The organism is Aeribacillus sp. FSL K6-1121, from assembly GCF_038003725.1.
Taxonomy (GTDB): domain Bacteria; phylum Bacillota; class Bacilli; order Bacillales; family Aeribacillaceae; genus Aeribacillus; species Aeribacillus composti.
In genome coordinates this window covers 3,014,736-3,040,213 of record NZ_JBBOPS010000001.1, presented here as the reverse complement: position 1 = coordinate 3,040,213, position 25,478 = coordinate 3,014,736, and the positions used below count along the sequence as shown (strand labels likewise).

Here is a 25,478-nt window from a genome sequence, read left to right as displayed (position 1 = left end):
AAGGAAAAAATTTTTCTTGCAGATGAAAACATAAATTCCTAAAATTTGCTAGAATAGATTTATAAAAAAATGAAACCTTTGGGGAACGAATTCGTATCATGATGTACCCGCAACTGCGGAGGTAGAAAAATGGAAGAATTTATAAATAAAAAGATCAAACAAATTAAAAAAGGCGACCAAAATGCATTTGCAGAAGTTGTTGAATTATATAAAGATAAAATTTTTCAACTTTGTTATCGAATGCTGGGAAACGTCCATGAAGCTGAGGACATAGCACAGGAAGCATTTATAAGAGTGTATATGAACATCCATTCATTTGATATGAACAAAAAATTTTCTACATGGATTTATCGGATTGCAACCAATTTATCGATTGATCGTATTCGGAAAAAGAAGCCGGACTATTATTTAGATGCAGAAGTTGCGGGGACTGATGGCTTAACAATGTACTCCCAAGTATCATCTGATATTGCAATGCCTGAAAAAGAAGTTGAAGCAATTGAACTGCAAGAAACGATTCAAAAAGAAATTTTAAAACTGCCGGATAAATATCGATCAGTCATCGTATTGAGATATATTGAGGAGCTATCCTTGCAAGAAATCGCAGAGATATTGGAACTTCCAATCGGAACAGTTAAAACAAGAATACACCGGGGACGGGAGGCTTTACGCAAACAATTAAGGCATTTGTGATTGGGGTGAGTAAGATGAAATGTCCTAAGCATGTAGAGGAGATGATCCATAAGTATTTGGACGGGGATTTGCATGAGGATGAAGGCCGTGAGTTAAAAAAACACTTGCAATCTTGTGAGGATTGCAAGGCACATTATCAAGAATTGGAAAAAGCTGTAGCGTTTGTCAAGAGTATCTCACATGTTGAAGCACCGACAGATTTTACGCAAAAGGTGTTAGAAAAACTGCCGAAAGAAAAGCGTACGGTCTCAACTAGACGCTGGTTCCGAAATCATCCTTTCTTTTCAGCCGCTGCACTATTTGTTATTCTAATGACTGGAAGTTTATTTGCTTCTTATGAAGAAAGCCAATTCAGTGTAACAAAGTATGATAATTTGGTTGTTGACAACCGTACTGTTATTGTGCCTGAAGGAGAAACGGTGAAAGGTGATATTACTGTTAAAAACGGTGATATTAAAATAGAAGGAAAAGTTGAAGGAAATGTAACGGTGATTAACGGAGACCAATATTTGGCTTCTGCCGGTCAAGTTACCGGAGAGGTTGAGGAAATAAACGAATTGTTTGAGTGGCTGTGGTATGAAGTAAAATCGACTCTGTCAGAGGTTTTTAAACAATAGGCCATCTTTAGTAGGATGGTCTATTTTTATGTTTAAGTGCATTTAGGAAAAGTTATGATATAATAAAGTGGAATTTTGATTAGAGAGATTTTCAAACCTAGAAGTTTGATTAGAATAGATCAATCGCGATTTGATGAACTATTGGAGGAAAACAATATGACCTTAGGGGATTTTTCTCTTTTGCATTACCTCATAGATGTCATTGATATTCTCCTCGTTTGGTTCGTTATCTATAAATTGATTATGGTGATTCGTGGAACGAAAGCTGTTCAGCTTTTAAAAGGAATTATCGTAATCATTATCGTTAGAGTGTTAAGCCAATATTTAGGCTTGAATACTTTGCAATGGTTAATGGACCAAGTGTTGATTTGGGGTTTTTTGGCTATCATCATTATTTTCCAGCCGGAGTTTCGCAGAGCCCTTGAGCAATTAGGAAGGGGGCGTCTATTTGCAAGGGCAGCTAGCCAGGAAGATGATGGGCAAACAAACATGACCGAAGCAATAGCAAAAGCTGTTGAGTATATGGCGAAAAGGAGAATCGGTGCTCTCATTTCGATTGAACGAAAAATAGGAATGGAGGATTATGTTGAGACCGGTATACCGCTAAATGCCCATATTTCTGCTGAACTATTAATTAATATTTTTATCCCCAATACCCCTTTACATGATGGTGCAGTTATTATACAAAAAGATCAAGTGTCCGCTGCTGCCTGTTATTTGCCGCTTTCCGAAAGCCCGTTTATATCGAAGGAGCTGGGCACACGCCATCGCGCTGCAGTGGGAATTAGTGAAGTAACCGATAGTATAACTATCATTGTTTCTGAAGAAACAGGCGGTATATCGATTGCCAAGGATGGTGAGCTGCATAGACATTTAACTCCAGAAACGTTAAAGGAGATGCTCTTGGCTGAGTTTAACCGTACGAAAGCTGCTTCCTCTAGCCGCTGGCAATGGAGGGTGAAAAAGAATGGATAAATTAATGAATAGCAACTGGTTTATGCGCATCATTGCATTGTTGCTAGCGCTCATGCTATATGCTTCAGTGAATATAGAATCGCCTGCTTCGAATAATGAAGAAAAATACAATATATTTCAGTCGCCATCCACAACCGAAACAGCTACAATTACAGATGTGCCCGTAAACGTATACTATGACGACCGTGCATTTGTTGTCACCGGTATTCCCCAAACCGTCACCGTTACGATTGAAGGGCCCAAAAGTATTGTCACTACGACAAAACAAGTCAAGGACTTTGAAATTTTTGCAGATTTAACGGATTTATCCGTTGGCACACACAGTGTCCGTTTGAAACATAAAAACTTGTCTGACCAATTGGAGGTTGACATTGATCCGGCTGTCATTACAGTAGGTATTCATGAAAAGGTATCTGAAAATTTTCCGGTTGAAGTGGATGTTATTAATAAAAACAAAATGAAGGAAGGCTACATTGCGGAGCGTCCGATTGTTAAACCGGACAGTGTAAAAATTACAGGCGCAAAAGAGCATATTGATGCTGTAGCTGTTGTGAAAGCAACAGTAAGTTTGGAAGGTGCTGATGGAACAGTTGTACAGAAGTCAAAAGTGGCAGTATACGATGCAAATGGGAACATCCTGCCTGTTACAATCGAACCGTCAGCGGTTACCGTAACAGTGCCGGTAGAAAGCCCAACGAAATCGAAATCTGTACCCTTAAAAATCAAAACAACAGGAAAGCTTTCTGATGGACTGAGCATATCATCGATTCAATCGATCCCTAGCCAAGTGACAATTTATGGTCCAAAGGATGTGCTAGAGCAAATAGAGTCTATTGATGATGTATCTGTCGACTTAAGCAAAATCAAAGAAAATGCGACAGTTGAAGCTGATGTTCCGGCTCCGGATGGAGTGACAAACGTAGTCCCGAATAAAGTTCAAATTAAAATAGATATTGAAAAACGAGAAGAAAAGACGTTTAAACAGGTGCCGATCAAAGTCATCGGTTTAGGAAACGATCAGGAAATTGAATTTATTGATCCGGATACAGGAAAGCTGGATGTTGTTTTGCGAGGAAAAGACAGTGTTTTGAAAAACGTAAAAGAATCTGATATCGAATTGTATGTGAATGTTGCAGGGTTAGATGAAGGAGAACATGAAGTAAATGTGGAGGCCAAAAACCGTTACAACCTCTCGACAGTTTTATCGAGTGAAAAAGTGAAGATTCGCTTATCCAATAAAGAAAACTCGTTGGAAGAAGCAGATAATGAAAGAAGAAATCAAATAGAAGAAAATAACGATTCAGTTGAACCATCTGAACAGAAAAAGTCTGCTGAAGAAGCTTCAAATTAAGTGATATTTTTTAAAAGGAGCGATGATTCATGGGAAAATATTTCGGTACAGACGGAGTAAGAGGAGTTGCCAACAGTGAACTCACTCCTGAATTAGCGTTTAAAATAGGACGCTTTGGCGGGTACGTGTTAACAAAAGATAAAAATAGACCAAAAGTGTTGATTGGTCGGGATACCCGCATTTCAGGTCATATGCTTGAGGGTGCTTTAGTTGCCGGGCTTCTTTCCATTGGCGCCGAGGTAATGAGGCTTGGAGTCATTAGCACCCCAGGTGTTGCTTATTTGACAAAGGCATTAGGAGCCGAAGCAGGCATCATGATCTCCGCTTCGCATAATCCTGTTCAAGATAACGGAATAAAATTTTTTGGCCCTGATGGTTTTAAGCTTTCCGATGAACAAGAAGAAGAAATTGAAGCGCTGCTCGATCAAGAAGAAGATAACCTTCCTAGACCGACCGGCTCTGATCTGGGGCAAGTGAGCGATTATTTTGAAGGCGTACAAAAATACTTGCAATATTTAAAACAGACGGTTGACGAAGAGTTCACTGGTTTACATATCGCTTTGGACTGTGCGCACGGAGCCACATCATCACTAGCTACACATCTTTTTGCCGACTTGGATGCAGATGTTTCGACAATCGGTGCATCTCCAAATGGCCTGAATATTAACGATGGGGTTGGGTCTACTCATCCAGAAACGTTAGCGGAATTTGTGAAAGAAAAAGAAGCAGATATAGGTTTAGCGTTTGACGGTGATGGGGACCGTTTGATTGCCATTGATGAGAACGGAAAAATTGTTGATGGGGATCAAATTATGTTTATTTGCGCCAAATATTTAAAAGAGCAGGGAATGCTGAACGGGGACACTGTTGTATCGACAGTTATGAGCAACCTAGGCTTTTATAAAGCTTTGGAGGCAAATGGACTAAAAAGCGTTCAAACCGCTGTCGGCGATCGCTATGTTGTCGAAGCGATGAAGAAGAACAACTACAATTTAGGTGGAGAGCAATCCGGACATATTATTTTTCTTGACTACAATACGACGGGTGACGGTCTTTTAACAGCGATTCAGCTTGTCAACATAATGAAGACAAAAGGCAAAAAGCTCTCTGAACTTGCGAGTGAAATGAAAAAATTCCCGCAGCTTTTGATCAATGTAAAGGTGCAGGACAAGCAGGCTGTCATGGAAAATGAAAAAGTAAAAGCTGTTATAGAAGAAGTAGAAAAAGAAATGAACGGAAATGGAAGAATTCTCGTACGTCCTTCCGGAACAGAACCGCTCGTTCGTGTAATGGCCGAAGCGCCGACGGAAGATGAATGCCAGAGGTACGTGAAAAAAATTGTGGAAGTTATCAAAGCGGAAATGGGCGTTGAATGATGAAGAGACGGGGCTGTCCGGTAAGTCTCTAAAATAAATAAGTGGAGAAAAACAATGCGTTTTTCTCCACTTGCTTTTATTTTTCGATTTTTATCTGAAAGTAGCTGGCGGATGCCGGCTACTTTCAGGAGGTTGTGGGGAGGCAAGCTCCCTTTCTTTATTGAATATTCATTGTATCGAGAAAACGCTTGAAATCATATAATACAATATGGAAAGACAGAAATGAATTGACGAACTGCTTTTCCATATTGTAATATATAAATTGTTTTAGCACATTCTAGAATAGAAAGGTGGGCAGTTAGAAAATTTTTTATTGTAAAGCGCCTGGACTAAGCAGGAGCGGACATCTGCTTAGTTGACGAGGAGGAGGTTTATCGAAGTTTCGGCGGATGCCTCCCGGTTGCCTTCCCGTACAGCCGTAAAGTCACGTCTTAAAACAAAGAGGCGACTCTTTGCACAAAAAGACTGTGACATAACGGGATACATTTTACAAAACATGTGTGAGGGGACAGAGAAGCTTTGATGGCTGGAAAGAGATCTGTCCCCAGTTGTTCAGGCTTCTTTTGTCCCCTTTAAATGGGGAGGAAACTAAGACTATGTGCGGAATTGTAGGATATATCGGACAACAAGACTGCAAGGAAATTTTATTGCGCGGTTTGGAAAAATTAGAATACAGAGGCTACGACTCTGCAGGTATTGCAGTATTAAACGGAGAAGGAACATATGTATTTAAAGAAAAAGGACGCATTGCGGAGCTTCGTGAAGGTGTGGACAGAAGTGTTTCAGCTTCCATCGGAATTGGCCACACACGGTGGGCTACTCATGGAGCGCCTAGCAAAGAAAATGCGCATCCTCACCAAAGTGCATCCAAACGCTTTACACTTGTGCATAACGGTGTCATTGAAAACTATTTGCAAGTAAAGCGTGAGTATTTACAAAATGTTGAATTAAAAAGTGAAACGGATACGGAAGTTATTGTTCAAACAATTGAACAATTTGTCAACAAAGGTTTAAGTGTCGAAGAAGCATTTCGCCAAACATTATCCTTGTTGAAGGGATCTTATGCGATCGCTCTATTAGATGAAAATAACCGAGACGTGATCTATGTTGCGAAAAACAAAAGCCCTCTTCTTGTGGGACTTGGCGGAGACTTTAATGTTGTTGCTTCAGACGCCATGGCAATGCTGCAAGTAACAAATCAATTTGTCGAATTAATGGATAAAGAAATCGTTATTGTCACCCGTGATCAAGTGACAATCAAAAATTTAAACGGGGACGTAATAGAACGCGCTCCATATACTGCTGAACTTGATGCAAGCGACATTGAAAAAGGAACATACCCTCACTACATGTTGAAAGAAATTGATGAACAACCGCTTGTTATACGTAAAATTATTCAAAAATATCAAGACGAACACGATCAATTAAAAATTGATCAAGAAATTGTTCAAGCTGTTCATGAAGCGGACCGCATTTATATTATAGCGTGCGGAACGAGCTATCACGCAGGGCTTGTAGGAAAGCAATTAATCGAAAAATGGGCAAAAGTACCGACAGAAGTGCACGTTGCCAGTGAATTTTCATACAATATGCCGCTTTTATCAAATAATCCGCTGTTTATTTTCATTTCACAAAGCGGAGAAACGGCAGACAGCCGTGCGGTGCTTGTTCAAGTGAAGGAGCTTGGACATAAAGCATTAACTATAACGAATGTTCCGGGTTCAACTCTTTCCCGTGAGGCGGACTATACGCTGCTGCTTCATGCCGGACCTGAAATTGCGGTTGCGTCTACAAAAGCATATACAGCACAAATTGCGGTTCTTGCCATTTTAGCAGCTGTTGCAGCTGAAACAAAAGGAATCAAGCTTGATTTTAACCTATTGCAAGAACTTGCCATTATTTCGAATGCAATGGAAACACTATGCGGCCAAAAGGATGAAATGGAACAAATTGCCCGAGACTATCTTTTGACAGCTCGAAACTGCTTCTTTATCGGCCGTGCCGTTGACTATTACGTCTGCTTAGAAGGCGCGCTCAAATTAAAAGAAATTTCCTACATTCAAGCGGAAGGATTTGCCGGCGGCGAGTTAAAGCATGGAACCATTGCGTTAATTGAGAACGGAACACCGGTCATTGCTTTATCAACCCAAGAGCATGTAAACTTAAGCATTCGCGGAAATGTAAAAGAAGTTGTTGCCCGCGGTGCATATCCATGCGTTATTTCCATGAAAGGACTTGAAGAAGACGATGACCGTTTCATCTTGCCAAAAGTTCATGAAGATCTAACACCGCTTGTTGCCGTCATTCCAATGCAGCTCATTGCATACTACGCTGCCCTTCACCGCGGCTGCGACGTCGACAAACCACGCAACCTAGCCAAAAGCGTAACAGTCGAATAAAGCAATTGGGCAGTGGATATGTGGCTTTGAATAAAGTCATACCGTTTATAAAAAATTGCACAGTTTTACCCCTTTAGATTATGATTGTCTAAAGGGGTGTTTTTATGTCCAAAAGAAGAACATCTAAAGCTGATTAAAGTAGATCGTGGCTCAGGTATAGGTTTTGATATTGGCACTGGTTAAACATTCAAGACGACCTTTACTAGATCGCTCTGCTCGATTAAAACGAATAACAGCACAGATTTAGAACGAAACCACTTTTATTTAACTGAATATTCTGATTTTCATCATTGATATTGGAGAACAGTTTCCTTTATTGCCGTTGGAAGAAACAATTGTCATTTCCAATTGTAGTGCCCGGATTAAGCGATAAACCGTTTCCCATCCAGTAATTCCGTCTTCAGTCACTTCATTAAAACCAGCTCTACCGCCATAGGTTTTATTCAGTCATCTTTGAACCTCTAAAACTCTTTCATCCATTCTCCTTTTCTCCTTTCTTTTCTATTAACTTACAATTCAATCTTATTTTGTTTAGAAAAGAGAAAAATATAGTAAAAATCTTTAAAAAGTCAGGAAAAAGTAAACAATTCATTTAATCTTTTTTACGGTGATTTATAAAATTTTTGTAAAGTTATTACTAGCTCAAAAAGTTTAGTTTGTTTTCTGTAAGAAAAAAATACAGAGTGTTGCAGTATATCTTTATCAAAATTTTGAATAAATATACATATATGTATGTGATCTATCCACAAGGGCTTGACATGGATTCTCTAACGAGAAGCGTGCTTAAATGAAATGTCAGAGAAACAACGTGAAATGTTGATTTATAGGGTGATAACTTCAAAGAAGGATTTTGAATAGTGGAACATATAAAAGATTGATCAAAGATGCAAATATCGAATATAAGTAAGCAATCCGAAGATTTTTCCGAGGCTTTTCCGTCAGACTTTCTTTTTCTTCTGCCTAAAATCTCTATAATCCCTTTATCGATGAGATCTCAGACTTTGTTGGTCTTTTTCCTGTGGTGTTTCTCACGGTATAGAATCGACATTTGAAAATAAGTATTGCAAAAGAATGTTGAGACTTAAGGATCTAAATGTAACTAACGTTTAAATCCCTCATTTCAAAAGTGGAACGAATACTTCTTCTATTAATTATTCATGAAAGGTTTCAATTCCTCATAGTTAAGATAAAAACGCTTCCAACAGCTGGGAGCAGCATTAGCGCAGCTAGGGTTTCAATTCCTCATAGTTAAGATAAAAACGCATTCAAATCCTCCAGGAAAGATTCTTCTGTCAGAGTTTCAATTCCTCATAGTTAAGATAAAAACCCCAAAAAACGTTGTTAAATAAGCATTTCATTTTTAATGCTTGACTGGTTATTTTTATTTTAACGAAAAGGGGAATTTTTATCAAACCTTTGATTTGCTTGGGCTCAATAAAGATTTGAAAGAGTCGTCGATCCCCGGGGATTTTTGCACGATTGGGGGTCGACGACTCTTTTTTATTTCCGTTTAAAACAGATTTCAAAGTTTGCCTGCCGACAATGAAATCCATGTTGTATCAACCATTTTACCTGACCCATCTGTTTTAATAAAGTAAACATCCGGCTCATTCCCTTCTCATTCAATTGAAGGAAGAGTGAGACCATATTTAACATTTCATTCTGGGAAAATTGGTTTAGGTCTATTCGATCGGTTCCTACGATCTAAAATAAGAACATGATCTGAAAAACGAATGGTATTTTTTACTTAAAATTCCCTTTTTTTCTTTCAATTTACCAAAACTTCCATTATTCTCTTATATAATGAAACAGACAGCTATTCCACATATTGGAATCCATTTCGTTTCAATCGGAGGCATAAAGGCAGTGGATGTCAAGTATATCCCTTCTGAATGGGAAAAGACGAAGAAAGGCATTGGCGATCTGGTCGGTCTCGGTATATGGGGCAAAGGCATGATTGATAAATTAAAAGATCTAAACGATCTTCTCGAAGACGTTCAAGCAGACATCGCCAAATATGACACAGATGGTGTCATCTCTTTCACCCACACAGACCGAAAAAAACAATATCAACAATTATATGAAGATTATCTCGTCTTGCACCGCTTTAGCAGCCGTGTCGGAGAGATTGTTGACCGCACCATCGATGATCCGTTTTATCAAGAGATCGATGCTTTTGTGGAAGCGATGCGCAACTTATCCATATCAAAGATCAAAACGAAAAATCACATTGGCGCCAAAAAAACGGTCGTCGCTCCCGGAGCATACGGCACGCAACAAACAATCGACGTGCCGAAAGCGGAAGTTGGACTAGAAGATCTGTTCATTGGCAGCAACTACTATGCTAAGTTGATAGAACGGGAATACGCTTCATGGAAAGAACTGAACCCTAAAGCAAATTTTTCGAAACAGGAATATATACAGAAAGCATTGAATTCCCAAGCTTTCCAGTATGAATCGATCAAAGACGGGCAGATGAACAAAGAGTTTTGGGGGCAAATAACAGCACTTGCTGTCATAGTAGGCACTTCTTTCATTTGTCCGCCAGCAGGGATGGCATTGGGGGCAGCTTATGGTACACTGGAATTAAGTTCAGCCGTTTCCGGAAAAGACTGGATTTCAGGGAGAGAGTTGAAAACAGACGAACGAGTATTTCGTGGTGTCCTTTCTCCACTGGATATCGTCCCTGGTGTAAAGGGGCTTTCTAAATTCAGCAGCGCCGCCCGGTTCGCACCTCTTCTAGAAGCAATGGATCCCAAGCTATTTACAAGCTTGAAAGCTGGCTTGCACCAGAAATCACAACGTGCCTGCGACCTGGTTGTCCATGCGGAAAACAGCATATTGGCCCGCATCAGGAGTGCCAAGGCATGGACGAAAGAAATGCCGCAGCATTTAAAAACCGGTGCGAGAAAAGGTTCGTTGCAAGTCGGTCGGTTCGTAGACAACGCCGCAACAAACTTAAGACACCTCCTGCCAAGCCGGCAAATGGGATTGGCCATAGAAGGGGTTGGGAATGTTAAGGTTCCGGTGGAGAATAAGATTCAAGCTTGGTTAAGTAAGATGGATGGGATAAATGTAGGCGGAAGTAAAGCAGGCAACGATGGCGTTGAACTTGGCACTAAGGGTACGGGAAATGTTGCGCATAATGCAACACAATATGCTAAATTAAAAACCCATTATAAGCAATGGGAGAAGTATGGAAAGGCCGGAATAAGAGAACTACCAGATGGAAGGATTAGATATTACGGTAAGATAACTCCCGCTTCAAAACCAGGTGAAATGGCAGGCCGAAGAGTAGTTAGAGAATGGAACCCTACTACTGGTCAAAAGAGAACATGGCATGAGACTGTAGACCATAATGGTAGGATTAGACAAGTTAGACCAGATACCAAATTTACTGGTGGTGTCAAGGTTCACTATCGTTTTGATAGCAATGGGAATTATATTGGAAAGTGGTGAAAAAATGAGTCAACCAACAAGAGAAGAAATAATTGATAAATTAAAAATGATTTTACTAGGAAAGCTAACACGAGAAGAAGTAGCAGATTGGGCTTCAGAATATGTGATGCAGGATGAGCCAAATATATCAGATGAAACTGTTTGGGAACTTTTACAAATTGTTTCCGGAGTTGATTTAAAAGATAGTCCAGATGAATATCTACATGTAGAACAAGACATTATAGATTGGATAAACAAGTATAGCAATTAAAAAAGTGTTAAATAACCTCGATTGGCTATAAGCCTTTCGAGGTTTTTTATTAGTTATAGTTAACCAAATATTAACTTCAGAGCCCATGATGGTTCTACCTACATGGAGTTTGGCAGATATGCATGGTAAAGCGACTAAACCATTAATACCCTTCGAGTACACTTTAAAACACGTGAGAACGCATTCTCGTGGCGAGAAAGTGGGGGTAAGCTTTTAACTGGTTGTGACAATAATAAACTGTCAAATTATTATTGTATTGTATTTTCACTAGAGACGGTCGTATAATACTCGTCATTGTTAACAAGCGTTACATAAATTGTAATTTTCGTAACGGGGGGATGTAACATTGAATGTTGTCGGGTATATACGAGTCTCGACACAGGGGCAAGCAAAAGATGGATATAGCTTGAAATACCAAGAGGAGGAAATACAAGCGTATTGCGAAAAACATGGTTGGAATTTGATACATATATTTAGAGATGAAGGAATCAGCGGGGCAAAAATTAATGAAGAAGCGTTGGAAGTGGACAGGGTGGGCTTACAAGAGATGTTAGCCCACCTTTCTTCTCTCCAAATTAAGTATGTCGTGGTGTTAAACACAAGCCGGTTGTGGCGCTCTGACATGGTGAGAGTGTTGATTCATCGAGAGTTACAGAAGTATGGGGTGGATATTAAAAGTATTGAACAGCCAAATTACAGTATCTACAAAAAAGACCCAAGTGATATATTGGTCAATGGACTAATGGAGTTATTAGACCAATATCAGCGATTGGAAATTGCTTTAAAACTAAAGAAAGGTCGGCATAAAAAAGCAAAAGAAGGAGGATATGCCGGAGGAAGAGCGACTTTTGGTTATAGGAAGTTAAGGGGAGAAAAAGAGTTAAGAGTCGACGAGGATAAAGCCAAAGCCGTACAACGAGTGTTTGAGTTAAGAGAGCAACATCCTACATGGTCTTTTACTCGAATTGCCGATGTATTAAACAGGGAAGGGCATTTAACGACACAAGGTAAGCCCTTTACCAAAGTACAAGTGAAACGGATTTTAGACCGAAAGGACTTTTATAAAGGGATGTATACTTATGGAAGCATACAGGCGAAAGGGAAACACCAAGCCATTCTTTAAAGCGGTCACTTAAAAAATACATGAAACTTCTTATATATCCGTATAGATGATACATCCATGGACAGGCTGATGTACCAATGCGCACCGGAAGGTGAACGCTCGAACTAAGGTTGCCGCCATGGGAGTCATCATCAAACTCAATGGATTGGGGGAGGATGTATGCATCACAAACAACGGCATATTTACGTGGGGATTGATTTACATAAACACCATCATACGGCGGTTATCATCAACTGTTGGCATGAAAGATTAGGGGAGATTCAATTTGAAAATAAGCCCGCGGCTTTTACGGATTTTTTCATCAAGGTTCGTCAATTAGTACCTGAGAATATGACACTGGTCTTCGGTTTAGAGGACGTTGGTGGATACGGACGGGCATTGGCAACGTTTTTAGTCGATCATGGGCAAATGGTAAAAGAAGTGAATCCCGCTTTGTCTTATGCCGAACGTAATAGTTATCCTACGATGCAAAAAAGCGATAGCTGGGATGCGGAATGTGTAGCGAGAGTTCTTGTAAACAAACTAGATTTTTTGCCGGATGCAGAGCCAAAGGATGTATATTGGTCTATTAAACAGCTAGTCACAAGAAGAAACGCCCTTGTGAAAGCCCAAGGGGCGCTGAAAAACCAGCTTCATGTACAATTAAGCCATCATTACCCCAGCTATAAGAAATTTTTTGCGGAAGTAGACGGAAAAACAGCATTAGCATTTTTGGGAAAGATATCCGTCACCATCGTGTTTAGAGGAAGTAAGGATAGATGAGCTTACTGCTTTTTTACAAGCTGTTAGCCACAACACTTGTTCAAGAAAGAAAGCAAAAGAAATACTAGAACTTGTGAAAACAGATGGAACCACCACCAAACAATACCAAGAAACACGGGATTTCCTCGTGCAAAGCATGGTGAGAGATTTGCGCTTTAAAAAGCAAGAAATGGCATTGGTCGAAGGAGAACTAAGAAAATTAATGAAATTACTCGATTACCAACTGGAGACAATGCCGGGGATTGATGTAGTGACAGCATCCGCCTTGGTTGCCGAGATTGGAGATATTCAGCGTTTTCCAAATGCCAATAAACTTGCTCGTTATGCGGGAATTGCGCCTGTGCATTTTGGCTCTGGAGGAAAAGGAAAAGACCACAAAAGCAAACAAGGCAATCGAACGTTACATGCGTTATTTTATCAATTAGCGATACAACAAATACAAGTGGCAAAAGAAAGTAAAAAGCCAAGAAATCCTATATTTTATGAATACTACCAACGCAAGCGAAAGGAAGGCAAAACAAAAGGACAAGCGTTGGTTTGTATCATGAGAAGGCTGGTAAATATTATTTATGGCATGATGAAGCATAAAACGGCTTATCAATTGCCGAATATAACAGAGCGAAAGGTAATTTAATAGGTGGTCTTTTTTTATAATAGCTTTTAAGATTACTACATAGGGTACGGGTAATACTTCTAAAAAGGTAAGCTATGGAGAGCATTATACAAAAGTTGATGGTAAGAAAGCATTGAAACCTAATATTGAATATACAACCAAAGAAGGTTACCATTATAAAACTGATGGTAATGGAAGAATATCAAGTGTAGAAGCTAAGTTGCAACTTGGTAAAGCTGACCGGAATCCGTATGCACAAAGGACAGTTGGTAGGGAAGATAGATTATCAAATGATGATGGAGGACATTTGATAGCTAGTATTTTCAAAGGTTCAGGTGAAATTGACAATCTAGTACCGATGAATGCTAAATTAAATAGGAGTGAGTATAAATCGTTAGAAAACGCATGGAAAAAGGCGTTACAAGAAGGTAAAGAAGTAATAATTAATGTGAAACCCATATATGAGGGAAATTCAGTTAGACCAAGTGAATTTAAAATCAATTACACTATAGATGGAAAAAAATATTCAGATAGATTAACAAATTATACAGGAGGTAATTAAGTTGGAAACTAAAAAAATGGAGCAAATATATCAAAAAATTGCGAACACATTAGTTAAGATGATTCCAGAAGATTGGAGTAAGATTTATTTGTATGCTGAGTTAAGAGAAGGTTATAAAAAAGTTTTTTTCTACTATTATCCTGAAAATGGAGTGAAACCAGTGTATAGTCTTGACATAAATGATTTATTTTATGTCAATGAAGAAGAGTATGATGGGTTAGAAAATGATTTGTATAACTGTTTTTCTAAGTTACGTGAAGAATTTATAGAACAAGACCAAGAACCGTGGACAAACCTAACTTTCATTTTAGATAACACAGGTAAAATGAAGATAAATTATGGATATGAGGATATTTCTCACCTTTCTCCTGTAGAAAAACAAGAAAAATGGGAAGCTGAATATTTAAAGTAGAGCATTCTACTAATATGAAGTTTGAAATGCTTAGTTGAATAAGCATTTCAAACTTTTTTAAGGTATGCAATCTAAAAAGAAAGTTTTTAAATTGGGCAGAATGATGCCCCTTTAAAAGTCAAAAACTCATGAAGGCTGTACCATCATAGAGTTTTGTTTTAATACTAGGGTAAGATAATAAGAACGAGAATTAGGCGAGATGACATTTTTTAGACAGGAATTGTTATGACATTGCATAAGCAACAAATGAACGAGAGCGAACAAGTTCGAGGGTTTAAACATAACACTTGTCAAGAAATAAAAAAGATGTCATACTGTCGATATAGAGTACATTAAACTTAAAACCTTAAAGAGATTGATAAATTTAGATAACGAATAAACTTAAAGCACTTGATTGCCTATTACAGGCGACAAGTGCTTTTTGCATTTTCGTATGAAATGTTTAAAAACGTCATATTTGAATTAAAAACTTATGAAGGCTGTACCATCATGGAGTTTTGTTTTAATACTTAGGTAGGGTGAGAAAAACGAGAAATAGACGAGATGACATTTTACATAGGAGAGATAGTTATGACATGGCATAGCTAACAAACTAACGAGAATGACAAAGCTCGTGGCGATAAACAAGGGGGAACGTAAAAAGGTGTTCGAAGACAGCGCTGGCCAATAAATTTTGGGTTGTATTTTTAATTGAGACGGTCGTATAATACTCGCTATTCGTTTAAAAAGCGTTACACAAATTAAAATTTATGTAACGGGAGGGTGAAAAGTTGAACGTTGTCGGGTATATACGAGTCTCTACACAAGGGCAAGCGAAAGACGGATACAGTTTAAAATATCAAGAAGAGGAAATCAAAGCATACTGTGAAGAGAATAGCTTGAACTTGGTACATATTTTTAGAGATGAAGGAATCAATGGCGCAAAACTAAACGAAGAAGCACTAGAAATCGATAGGGTGAGCTTACAGGAGATGTTGGCTCATCTTGCGTCTACACAAATACAGTATGTGGTAGTGCTAAACACAAGTCGATTATGGCGGTCAGATATTGTAAAAGTACTGATTCAACGAGAACTGAAAAAATATGGTTGTGATATTAAAAGCATTGAACAGCCGTTTTACAGTATTGATATTAGGTCAATAAAGTAGACACAAAAATTTATAGATTTTTTTTCGCAGCTACCGCGCTATCGCTTGGTGGCCTTTTAAAAGTAATTACGACGTTGTCCTAATTATTTTTAAAAGGTAAATTTTCGGGTCTAACTATTCTATTAATATGCTCATTAAGCTCCCTTTTTGTCGTACATACGTTCGTATTCAGATGGTGAAAAATACTCTGTTGCGGAGTGAATACGTTTATTATTGTAAAATATTTCTATATACTCAAATATGCTCTTTTTTGCTTCTTCCCTTGTTTTATAACGAGTCTGATAGATTAGTTCTTTTTTTATTATCCCATGAAATGATTCAATACAAGCGTTGTCATAACAATTTCCTTTGCGGCTCATGCTACATTTCATTCCGTATTCCATTAGCTTAGCTTGATAGTCATTTGAAGCATATTGACTCCCTCGATCAGAATGATGGAGGATAGAACCCTGTGGTTGTTGACGCTGATAGGCTTGCTTTAAAGCACTTAACACTAGCTCCTTTTTCATTGAACAGTCTATATGCCAGCCGACTATTTTCCTTGAATACAAATCCATCATACTAGCTAGATAAAGCCAACCTTCATCCGTTGGAATGTATGTGATATCAGCTACCCATACTTCATTTGGTTTCGTAACAGTAAAATGTTGGTTTAAGACATTTTCGTGGACCGGATGGTTATGTTTTGAGTTAGTAGTTGCCTTATGCTTTTTCACGGTACGAGACTTCATTCCCTCTTCATTCATTATGCGGGAAACCGTCTTCTGTGAAACCTTAATTCCTCCATGATTAAGCTTTTTGGTAACCTTTGGACTCCCATACAGTTGGCGGGATTCGATATACACACGACGCACTTCCTGCGTCAATTCTTCTCGACGCTCTTGTCTAGCACTTTTGGGACGATCACGCCATTTATAATAACCGCTTCGAGAAACTTTCAATACTTCGCACATCTTCTCCAATCGGTAATCGAAGCGATGTTTATGGATAAATGAATATTTTACCGATGGTCTTTCGCGAAGAAGTGCATCGCCTTTTTTAAGATGGAGTTTTCCTCCTCCAGATCCCGAATACGTTTCTTCAGTTCACGAACTTCGTGGTCTTCGGATCGAAACGTTTGGGTTTCTGATATTTCAGGTTCTTGCTTATATTTTTTCATCCAGCCGTGAAGAGTATTTTCGTTAATTTTGAGCTCACGAGCCACTTGTGCAACGGATTTCGCTTCCTCCAAAATATAACGAACAGTTTGACGCTTAAAGTCTTCCTCGTACCGCCTTTGTTTTTTTGTCATGTAGACACCTCATTTTTCAGTCTATTATTACTATAATAATCTGTGTCTACTTTTTAGTCTAACATCATATTCATAAAAAAGCCCCAAATGATTTCTTAGTAAATGGTTTGATGGAATTGTTAGACCAATATCAACGGCTTGAAATAGCACTCAAACTAACGAAAGGAAGAAATAAAAAAGCAAGGGAAGGAGGATATGCAGGAGGTCGGGTAACATTTGGTTACACTAAGCAAAAAGGCGAAAAGGAACTCAAGATACATAATGTTCAAGCAGAAGCAGTGAAATGAGTATTTGAGCTTAAGTAAAGATATAAGCATTGGTCTTTGTCTAGACTGGCAGAAGCATTAAATGACGAAGGTTATCGAACAACAAAAGGTAAACGATTTACGAAAGTACAAGTGAAACGGATTTTAGATCGAGAAAGATTTTATCAAGGGATTTACACATACGGACAAATACAAGCAAATGGTAAACATCAAGCAATAATTTAACAAATGAATTTAAAAAAAGTGCACATTTTCTTATAGGTTACCATGTAACGTTGAAAATGGATAGGCTTTCGTACCAATGCGCACCAGAAGGTGAACGCTCGAACTAAGGTTGCCGGCATTTTCATCTAATGATTGACAACTGAATCGGAGGATGAGCGATGCACAAAAAGCAGAGGTACTTGTATGTGGGTGTTGACTTACATAAACAGCATCACACGGCTGTCATCATGAACTGTTGGCAGGAGAAGCTTAGGGAAATACAGATTGAAAACAAGCCATCTGCTTTCTCTACGTTTTTATTAGAAGTGAATCAGCTCGCTGGTGAACAGTTAACACCTGTGTTTGGATTAGAAGATGTGGGAGGATATGGTCGAGCATTAGCGAAATATTTAATGGATCATGAACAAATCGTGAAAGAAGTGAATCCGGCTTTGTCGTTTGCCGAACGGAAAAGTCACATGACGACACAAAAAAGTGATAGCTGGGATGCAGAATGTGTGGCACGCATACTCGTCAACAAACTAGACCATTTACCAGATGCAAAACCGAATGACTTATATTGGTCAATACAGCAATTGGTGACAAGAAGAAATGCATTAGTCAAAGCACAAAGTGCTTTAAAAAATCAACTGCACATTCAATTGAGTTACCACTATCCAAGCTACAAAAAGTTTTTCTCAGAGGTGGATGGAAAAACGGCATTAGCATTTTGGGAACGATACCCGTCACCTTCATGTTTAGACGGAGTAAGTGTGAAACAGTTGACATGCTTTTTATTAGATGTCAGTCATAATACATGTTCAGTAAACAAAGCAAACGAAATACTAAAGCTTGTGAAAGAAGATGGACATACAATGAAAGAACATCAAGATACACGAGACTTTCTCGTGAGAAACATCGTGCAAGAGATTTCGTTTATAAAGCAGGGAATCGGCAAGGTGGAAAGAAAATTAAAAGAGTTAATGAGTTTACTAGATTTTCAATTAGAAACGATGCCGGGCATCGACCTCGTCACAGCATCTGGATTTATAGCAGAAATAGGTGACATCAGACGCTTTCCCAATGCTAACAAATTAGCACGATTTGCGGGGATTGCACCTGTTTACTTTGGTTCTGGTGGGAAAGGTAAGGAACAAAAAAGCAAACAGGGAAATCGGACGCTACACACTTTATTTTACAATCTAGCCGTACAGCAAGTACAAGTGGCAAAAGGAAGTAAATTGAAGAGGAACCCTGTGTTCCATGCTTACTACCAACGCAAGCTTAAAGAAGGGAAAACAAAGGGACAAGCATTGGTGTGTATCATGAGAAGACTTGTGAATATTATCTACGGCGTGATGAAGCACAAAACAGCTTATCAAATGCCAAAAATGAAAGGGAATGAAGTAGTTTAATAAGGGTTTAGATAGGTTGTTTTTTATTTTTAACTTTTAAGATTACAACATAGGGTACGGGTAATGTTAGACCGTATGATGTCGTACCGTATCGTCCAAGCAATGCACCACTAGAAAATCACCATGGTATATTAGATGTCTGGGCTAAGCATAATGTACCAAACTATGTAAGTAGAGGTGCTGATACCCCTACAGTTGCTTTGACAAAAGCACAACATGATGTCACAAAAGCAGTATATAGACAATGGTTATACGAAAAAACCGGTAAAAACGTTGGAGGAAAAGTAGATTGGAAAACAGTTTCGCCGAGAGAAATGCAACAATTAACAGAGAGAATGTTCGATGCTGCTGGTGTTCCCCAGTCTGCTAGAAGAGGGTATTATCGTGCATTTCATCAATATATTTATCGGGAGTAGTGAAGAAAAATGAGGATTGAGAATTTAATTAATAAAATAAAAAGTTTAGGGGATTGTGTAGTTTATCCTCCAGCTGGTATTCCAAATGTGAGTACATCGCATATTTTACCTGATGATGTGTATAAGTTTTATGAGTTATGTGGGGGGGCGCTTTTATTTGAAAAGGCTGATTATTCCATTTTAATAGTCCCTCCTCTGGATTTTCAGTTAGCTAACCCTATTATTGTAGGGGAGTTATGTGAAGAAGATATTTCATCCGATTGGTATATCTGTGCAACGGATAGAAATGGAGAGTACATTACGATTGATTTGAATCCGGGTAGGCTCGGTAGGTGCTATGACAGCTTTTATGATAGGCATGGGGTGGTAGGAGAGTGTTCTATTATAGCGACTTCTTTTACCGATTTATTAGAACGATTGATAGAAAATAGAGGTAGACATTGGTACTGGCTACAAGAAGATTTTATACCGTTAGGTGATGCTTACGATGATTTTTAAAGCCATTTTTGAGAAAGGATGCTTCTCAGGATTCCTCCCCGGATTTAAAAAATTATATAAGGTATTTAACAATAAATTGAAAACCTTGACTGGCTATATGCCTTTCAAGGTTCTTTTTATTATTAATGGTTTCACTTAACAAGCAGGAAATGGCATTGGTCGAAGGAGAACTAAGAAAATTAATGAAATTACTCGATTACCAACTGGAGACAATGCCGGGGATTGATGTAGTGACAGCATCCGCCTTGGTTGCCGAGATTGGAGATATTCAGCGTTTTCCAAATGCCAATAAACTTGCTCGTTATGCGGGAATTGCGCCTGTACATTTTAGCTCTGGAGGAAAAGGAAAAGACCACAAAAGCAAACAAGGCAATCGAACGTTACATGCGTTATTTTATCAATTAGCGATACAACAAATACAAGTGGCAAAAGAAAGTAAAAAGCCAAGAAATCCTGTATTTTATGAATACTACCAACGCAAGCGAAAGGAAGGCAAAACAAAAGGACAAGCGTTGGTTTGTATCATGAGAAGGCTTGTGAACGTTATATATGGCATGATGAAGAATAAAACGGCTTATCAATTGCCGAATATAACAGAGCGAAAGGTAATTTAATAGGTGGTCTTTTTTTATAATAGCTTTTAAGATTACTACATAGGGTACGGGTAAAGTTAAGCTATTGCCTTCTTCTAAAGTACATGATGCAATAGGGAAACTTAACAGTAATCAGATAAAGTATATTATAAATGGAAGTAAAAAATCTAATCATCAATGGGAAAAACTTGTGCCTGATAAGAATTGGGGGAAAATAAAAGAAATTATCATCGATGTAATGCATAATGGTGCAGATATACCTTATAAATCTGTTTCTTCTAGAGTTAAAATGGTTAATGGACAATTGGTACAGGTGACATACAAAAAACTACCTGATGGAACAATAAGAATATCTGATGCGTGGGTGAAATAACTATGAAGGAAAAGATAAAGCAATTAATAACATCGGGTGATTTTCAAAAAGCAAAAGAATATATTGAGAATGAAGATAGAAATACTTTAGAGCAAGTTGTTCTTGAATTAGGATTTGATGAAGAGAGTATAAGTGCTTATTCATTTGTCTGTTATTTGATAAATAATAATGAGACTGCATATTATCATTACTTAGCTTCAGAGTTATTAAGTACTGCATTGTGCCATTTACCAGACGCTTACGCAAGTGCATTATACCATTCTAAAAGAGCAGTTGAATTAAGCCCTGAAGATGTTAGCTTGAAAGAACATTTGTTGTTATTCCATGACATTCCAGAAAAGTTAATTAGTAAAGAAGAAGCTAAAGCAATTGCTCAAGAAATATTAAAGATAATGCCAAATAGCGAAGCTGCAAAAAATGTGTTACACAATGCATAAATTTAAAGACCTTGAAAGAGTATTAAAAAGCCAAAATATAAAAATCAAGTTGCTCAGCGTGGATGGACTAAAGAAAGTATAGCTAAAGCAATAAACAATCCATACAAAACTGCTAAATCGGTAAACAAATATACAGGAAACTCAGTAACTGTATACTATAAAGATAAGATACACTATGTTGCAGTAGATGATGGTACAGGGAAAGTAATACAGGTTTCGGATTTAAATAAATCAAATTGGGTATTTGACCCTACGTTTTCTAAATAGGAGGTGATTTCATGATAATAAAAAAAGAAGGCAAAATTAACGAGATAGTCTATGAATATACAACATATCACAGCGGAAAATATAGGCTTTATCCAACAATTACAGATTTAAAAATTATTTTAGAAAAAATAATTGAATCCAATTCAACGACAGAATATTTAAGAATTAATCCATTTTATATTAATGAAAAGGCAAATATGCAGATTGAATTCGATGAATATATGTTTTATTTGGAATGTAGGGAACAGTTCGATGAGAAAGAACTGAAAGAACATATTTTAGATTGCCTGGATGCACATTATCCAAGTGTGTCTACTGAGCAATTTGAGATGGGGAAAATACTATATCCACTATGTCAACACAATGATGTAGAGAGTTTTAAGCTATCATTAGAAAAATATCGTGATTATTTAGATACGCTTTTACCGAGGTTATTTGATATTGCTAAAAGAAAAATGCAATTAAAAGACGAAGATTTAGCTTTTGGATATTTTTGTTTTGAAGTTCATAGTGAATAAGAATCGAACCTTGATTGGCTTTATGCCTTTCAAGGTTTTTATTTTAAAACTAACAGATGTATCAAATAATAAAGTGCAATTACGAGAAAATTTATATATCGTTTTTACCAACATTTTAATTCAGACTTCATAATGGTTCCGCCTACTATGAGTTTGGCTGTGATGCATGGTGAAACTATTAACAACACTAATACCCTTCGCGAGTATGCTTTGAAACACGTGCGAACGCATTCTCGCGGCGAGAAAGAGGGTATAAACTTTTAACTGACTGTGACGATACTAAACGGACACATTATTTTTATTATATTGTACTTTCTACCCAAGTTGAAAAACGATTAAGTGATTTGCCGAGAGGTACTAAACAAACTGTTATTATCGATATACGGGGACAAAACGTATCGGAAGAAATACTAGATGATTTGTATGATAGAATAATGAAAAAAACAAATGGTAAAGTAAATATTAGATTTAAAACTAATGAGTGAGGTGACAGAATTGGCTGTAGGTTTGAAAGTAAAATATTACTGGTATCCAATTGGTCATGGTGATTTTTTACATTCGTTTTTTTCAACAGTAAGCTATCATTTAGAGCCAAATGGTTGGGGAACAAAGTATCCTCTTTTATTAAACAAACTATATAATGGTAAACTTGAGTATAAATATATTAAAGATGTTATTAAAGAAATAGATGAAATTCAAGAAAGTTTGAAAAATTACAGTCCATCACAAGTCGTTTGGGATATCGAAGACCTTTCAAAAACACCTCCATGGGGAGATAATATAAGTGATGAAATTACAGACTTATCTAACTATTTTGTTACAAGTGATGGGGAAGATTTAATAACTATTTTACAAAAAGCATTAAATAAAGCTTTAAAAATAAAGTCAGACATTGAAATAGAAAGTATTTAAGAAAGTTTAAACTATGATTTTTGATAACCTTGAAAGGCTATAAGCCTTTCAAGGTTTTTTATTTTAAGGCTGATTATCTAAACGATACACTCGTTCAAGAAGCAATGAGAAGACCTTCTCGCCAGCGTTCCGTCTGTCCAATGGCAGCCGGCCTTGGCAGGAGTCGGCCGGCGCCCCGCATGTGGATGAGCAAAGCTAAGGAAGAAGTAAAAGAAACTACGATGAACATGGTTGGCAAAATTGGGGATGGTTGGGAAGGGTAAGGGAAAAGCTAATTTTGTAAATATAGCTAGTAAAAAACGAACAAAGCATATACTTTACGGAGATAAAACAGGTGGTGGGCATTTATGCCTGGAACTGGAAACCCTAAAAACTGGAGTGCGGAAAGAGTAATGCACAATGTATCAGATATAGCTACCGACCCTACACTAAAATGGAAGAGGGGAGAGTTGTTAAGAGTGTCCAAAGATATGAGGTTATAGGAATTAGGGATGGAATTAAAATAAAGGTAATTACAGATGGAAAAGATATAATAACTGCATTCCCTATTAAATAACTAATTTTAGGAGGGCGATTTTATGAATTTAAATATTCTTTTAAAAGAAATAGTAAGAAATATTACTAATCTTCCATTGAAAGATGAAAAAGACATTTTAGAGTTTATAGAACATGAAGAGTGGGGATTAGCTCGGATTAGCTCTAGAAACAATATGCAGTGTAATTGAACAAGAGGATATCACTATTGATAAAGATATTTTTAGCAAAATCGAAGAAGCTGGAATATACATGGAAATGGACAAATCACTTTGGGAAGGAATAAGTAAACAAATTAGGTAAATATGCTTGTCTTTAGAGAAAAGTATATTTCTAGTCATAACATCATTTTGCTTTAAGAAGCAAGAAATCAAAAAAGTGGATAAAGAGTTAAAAGCACTTATCAAGCCATTAGGGATGCAGCTTGAAACGATGCCAGGCATTAATACGGTGACCGCATCCGCTTTCATTGCAGAAATCGGGGATATTCATCGTTTCTTTCATTCTGACAAACTCGCAAGATACGCAGGTATAGCCCCTGTCAGAATGGGTTCGGGCGGCAAGGAAACAGGAAATTATACACTATCTTTTATAACTTGGCTGTTCAAAAAATACATATTTGTAAAGGCAGTAAAACTCCTCGAAATCCTGTGTTTTACGAGTATTATCAGAAAAAGCTAGCAGAAGGTAAAACCAAACAACAAGCGCTTATTTGCATTATGAGAGGACTTGTCAATATTATCTATGGTATGATGAAACACAAGACCGCTTATATCATGCCTGAACGGAAAGTCAGTTGATATAATGGGTGGTGGTTAGTGAAACTGCCACCCGTTTATAAAATACATTTTTATAATTTCCTAAGGGTACGGGTAAAACTGTTAAGCTACCAAGCCAAGGGACTGTGGACGCAGGCGTTCCGGGAGCACCAAAAGTAGATGCTGGTAAGTAAGGAAAGCATGTTTTAGGTCATCCTGATAGTATGCCTGGTAAGAAAACTCAATGGGCAGAAGGAGAAGATGGAGTTAAATTGACTCAAGAAGCATGGGTAAAGGGAACTGTAGTTAAGCCAGATGGTAGTGTTAAAATTTATGACTTTCACAAACCAATTGGGGTGAATGGAGAAACTAGAGTAAAAGTTCATATGGATAAAAAAAGAAACATCCATGGTTACCCAGTAAAATAACGGAGGTATATCATGAAACAAAATGTATTAAATACAATTGAACAATTATATCACCATGGTGATTTTGGATATGTTTTATTGAATTATGTCGATACTAATGTTTGGGCTAATAAAATCACTCATGAAATAAAAGGAATAAACGTTGAGAATTTAACAGATTTTAATTATTCAAAATGTTTCACATTATATATTATGCCTTCGATCCATCCTAAGATAAAAATTGGTACGGATGAATTTAGAGCATATATCAGAGAACACACTTATTTAAACGGATTATTGGTTTATATTTCGGCAATTGCTCCATTTGCAGCAATAAAATATGTTAGGTATGAATATGTTGATGGAGAGATTGAAATGCAAGAACAATACCAGCCATTCGATGAAGAAACAGAACAAATCGGCAAAGATATTTTGAAATTTTTAGAGAATGAGGGGATAGAAGTTCTTGAAAAAAGCTTATTAGAAATAGAAGTACCTAATATTTCGTTAGAACTTAGAGAGGAAAAGGTAACAGTATTTCATTGCCTATTTGAAGATAGTTATTAAAAAGAAATTATACTTGGATTGGCATTAAGCAAGAGACTTTAATGGTTGTAGATTATTTGAACAAAGAAGACAATGAGAGCATTAGTTTTGGAGTTTTTAAAAGATAAAGTAAATTTTAAACTCTATGAGCATAATGACGATGAATGAAGGAGTTACCTCTTGAGCATTTTATGAATAGTTTCGAGTTGTCACGACAAATTGCTGAAGAGAGAAAGAATGGATGAATTGTTATTTGATGATGAAGACCAACAATACTACCCCAAAACGAGTACTCAAGGCTCG

Annotated in this window: 24 protein-coding genes and 6 pseudogenes; 29 read left to right on the top strand and 1 reads right to left on the bottom strand. The window is 37.5% G+C overall.

Going from position 1 to position 25,478, the window contains the following annotated elements:
- The first annotated feature begins 129 nt into the window (after positions 1–129).
- The 13 genes and pseudogenes from sigW to NSQ61_RS14675 all read left to right on the top strand — a co-directional run.
- Positions 130–693 (top strand): RNA polymerase sigma factor SigW, encoded by a 564-nt coding sequence (gene sigW / locus NSQ61_RS14735; protein ID WP_340807444.1) that lies wholly within the window; start codon positions 130–132, stop codon positions 691–693.
- 14 nt (positions 694–707) lie between these two features.
- The gene (locus NSQ61_RS14730; RefSeq protein ID WP_311066747.1) at positions 708–1,310 is read left to right on the top strand and encodes an anti-sigma factor family protein; all 603 of its coding nucleotides are present in this window, start codon (positions 708–710) and stop codon (positions 1,308–1,310) included.
- 156 nt (positions 1,311–1,466) lie between these two features.
- Complete coding sequence (gene cdaA / locus NSQ61_RS14725) at positions 1,467–2,285, top strand: diadenylate cyclase CdaA (RefSeq protein ID WP_063388714.1); 819 nt, start codon at positions 1,467–1,469, stop codon at positions 2,283–2,285.
- On the top strand, positions 2,278–3,636 hold the full coding sequence (locus tag NSQ61_RS14720) for a CdaR family protein (protein ID WP_311066748.1): 1,359 nt from the start codon (positions 2,278–2,280) through the stop codon (positions 3,634–3,636). Before cdaA ends, NSQ61_RS14720 begins: the two co-directional genes overlap by 8 nt.
- Before the next feature lie 29 nt (positions 3,637–3,665).
- Positions 3,666–5,012: a phosphoglucosamine mutase gene (gene glmM, locus NSQ61_RS14715; protein WP_063388716.1), complete on the top strand. Its 1,347-nt coding sequence runs from the start codon at positions 3,666–3,668 to the stop codon at positions 5,010–5,012.
- A 596-nt stretch (positions 5,013–5,608) separates the two neighbouring features.
- Positions 5,609–7,411 (top strand): glutamine--fructose-6-phosphate transaminase (isomerizing), encoded by a 1,803-nt coding sequence (gene glmS / locus NSQ61_RS14710; protein ID WP_066251722.1) that lies wholly within the window; start codon positions 5,609–5,611, stop codon positions 7,409–7,411.
- A gap of 1,803 nt (positions 7,412–9,214) precedes the next feature.
- A complete protein-coding gene (locus tag NSQ61_RS14705) occupies positions 9,215–10,870 on the top strand; it encodes a hypothetical protein (protein ID WP_340807440.1) in 1,656 nt (551 codons plus the stop codon).
- 4 nt (positions 10,871–10,874) lie between these two features.
- On the top strand, positions 10,875–11,120 hold the full coding sequence (locus NSQ61_RS14700; protein ID WP_144598446.1) for a DNA-binding protein: 246 nt from the start codon (positions 10,875–10,877) through the stop codon (positions 11,118–11,120).
- 346 nt (positions 11,121–11,466) lie between these two features.
- Entirely contained in the window at positions 11,467–12,243 is a 777-nt protein-coding gene (locus NSQ61_RS14695) for a recombinase family protein (protein ID WP_340807435.1), read from the top strand.
- 159 nt (positions 12,244–12,402) lie between these two features.
- Positions 12,403–13,639, top strand: a pseudogene (locus tag NSQ61_RS14690) (IS110 family transposase).
- A 112-nt stretch (positions 13,640–13,751) separates the two neighbouring features.
- Positions 13,752–14,180, top strand: coding sequence for a DNA/RNA non-specific endonuclease (locus NSQ61_RS14685; RefSeq protein ID WP_144598443.1), 429 nt, complete (start codon positions 13,752–13,754; stop codon positions 14,178–14,180).
- Between the two features lies 1 nt (position 14,181).
- Positions 14,182–14,592 carry an immunity protein YezG family protein gene (locus tag NSQ61_RS14680; protein ID WP_144598442.1) on the top strand — a complete coding sequence of 137 codons (411 nt, stop codon included), beginning with the start codon at positions 14,182–14,184 and terminating at the stop codon, positions 14,590–14,592.
- A gap of 770 nt (positions 14,593–15,362) precedes the next feature.
- Positions 15,363–15,719 (top strand): annotated as a pseudogene (locus tag NSQ61_RS14675) (recombinase family protein); the annotation flags it as partial.
- Positions 15,720–15,874: 155 nt separating this feature from the next.
- On the opposite strand, the gene NSQ61_RS14670 reads toward NSQ61_RS14675, so the two are convergent.
- Positions 15,875–17,031, bottom strand: a protein-coding gene (locus tag NSQ61_RS14670) for an IS3 family transposase (protein ID WP_445659443.1) whose coding sequence is annotated in 2 segments (ribosomal slippage) — positions 15,875–16,770 and positions 16,770–17,031 — 1,158 coding nt in all. Because the reading frame shifts where the segments join, the coding sequence is not laid out codon by codon here.
- A gap of 77 nt (positions 17,032–17,108) precedes the next feature.
- Here NSQ61_RS14670 and NSQ61_RS14665 point away from each other — a divergent pair.
- The 16 genes and pseudogenes from NSQ61_RS14665 to NSQ61_RS14595 all read left to right on the top strand — a co-directional run.
- Positions 17,109–17,522 (top strand): annotated as a pseudogene (locus tag NSQ61_RS14665) (recombinase family protein); the annotation flags it as partial.
- Positions 17,523–17,680: 158 nt separating this feature from the next.
- The gene (locus tag NSQ61_RS14660) at positions 17,681–18,916 is read left to right on the top strand and encodes an IS110 family transposase (RefSeq protein ID WP_340807431.1); all 1,236 of its coding nucleotides are present in this window, start codon (positions 17,681–17,683) and stop codon (positions 18,914–18,916) included.
- Positions 18,917–18,981: 65 nt separating this feature from the next.
- Positions 18,982–19,332: pseudogene (locus NSQ61_RS14655) on the top strand (pre-toxin TG domain-containing protein); the annotation flags it as partial.
- A 9-nt stretch (positions 19,333–19,341) separates the two neighbouring features.
- Positions 19,342–19,830, top strand: coding sequence for an SMI1/KNR4 family protein (locus NSQ61_RS14650; protein ID WP_340807429.1), 489 nt, complete (start codon positions 19,342–19,344; stop codon positions 19,828–19,830).
- 140 nt (positions 19,831–19,970) lie between these two features.
- A pseudogene (locus NSQ61_RS14645) lies at positions 19,971–20,444 on the top strand (transposase); the annotation flags it as partial.
- 64 nt (positions 20,445–20,508) lie between these two features.
- On the top strand, positions 20,509–20,796 hold the full coding sequence (locus NSQ61_RS14640) for a polymorphic toxin type 35 domain-containing protein (protein ID WP_327856369.1): 288 nt from the start codon (positions 20,509–20,511) through the stop codon (positions 20,794–20,796).
- A gap of 2 nt (positions 20,797–20,798) precedes the next feature.
- Positions 20,799–21,233 (top strand): hypothetical protein, encoded by a 435-nt coding sequence (locus NSQ61_RS14635; RefSeq protein WP_063389142.1) that lies wholly within the window; start codon positions 20,799–20,801, stop codon positions 21,231–21,233.
- A 21-nt stretch (positions 21,234–21,254) separates the two neighbouring features.
- Positions 21,255–21,500: a colicin E5-related ribonuclease gene (locus tag NSQ61_RS20355; RefSeq protein ID WP_445659462.1), complete on the top strand. Its 246-nt coding sequence runs from the start codon at positions 21,255–21,257 to the stop codon at positions 21,498–21,500.
- A gap of 11 nt (positions 21,501–21,511) precedes the next feature.
- Positions 21,512–22,018 carry a hypothetical protein gene (locus NSQ61_RS14630; RefSeq protein WP_063389141.1) on the top strand — a complete coding sequence of 169 codons (507 nt, stop codon included), beginning with the start codon at positions 21,512–21,514 and terminating at the stop codon, positions 22,016–22,018.
- A 495-nt stretch (positions 22,019–22,513) separates the two neighbouring features.
- A complete protein-coding gene (locus tag NSQ61_RS14625) occupies positions 22,514–22,930 on the top strand; it encodes an immunity 70 family protein (protein WP_063389140.1) in 417 nt (138 codons plus the stop codon).
- A 29-nt stretch (positions 22,931–22,959) separates the two neighbouring features.
- Positions 22,960–23,193 (top strand): hypothetical protein, encoded by a 234-nt coding sequence (locus tag NSQ61_RS14620; protein WP_340807423.1) that lies wholly within the window; start codon positions 22,960–22,962, stop codon positions 23,191–23,193.
- 315 nt (positions 23,194–23,508) lie between these two features.
- The gene (locus NSQ61_RS14615; RefSeq protein ID WP_235600495.1) at positions 23,509–23,655 is read left to right on the top strand and encodes a hypothetical protein; all 147 of its coding nucleotides are present in this window, start codon (positions 23,509–23,511) and stop codon (positions 23,653–23,655) included.
- Entirely contained in the window at positions 23,639–23,767 is a 129-nt protein-coding gene (locus tag NSQ61_RS14610) for a hypothetical protein (protein ID WP_327019723.1), read from the top strand. The genes NSQ61_RS14615 and NSQ61_RS14610 overlap by 17 nt, the downstream gene beginning before the upstream one ends.
- 33 nt (positions 23,768–23,800) lie before the next feature.
- Positions 23,801–24,264: pseudogene (locus NSQ61_RS14605) on the top strand (transposase); the annotation flags it as partial.
- Between the two features lie 182 nt (positions 24,265–24,446).
- Positions 24,447–24,650: a hypothetical protein gene (locus tag NSQ61_RS14600; protein WP_144596934.1), complete on the top strand. Its 204-nt coding sequence runs from the start codon at positions 24,447–24,449 to the stop codon at positions 24,648–24,650.
- 12 nt (positions 24,651–24,662) lie between these two features.
- Complete coding sequence (locus NSQ61_RS14595) at positions 24,663–25,196, top strand: hypothetical protein (protein WP_144596932.1); 534 nt, start codon at positions 24,663–24,665, stop codon at positions 25,194–25,196.
- The last annotated feature ends 282 nt before the right edge of the window (positions 25,197–25,478 follow it).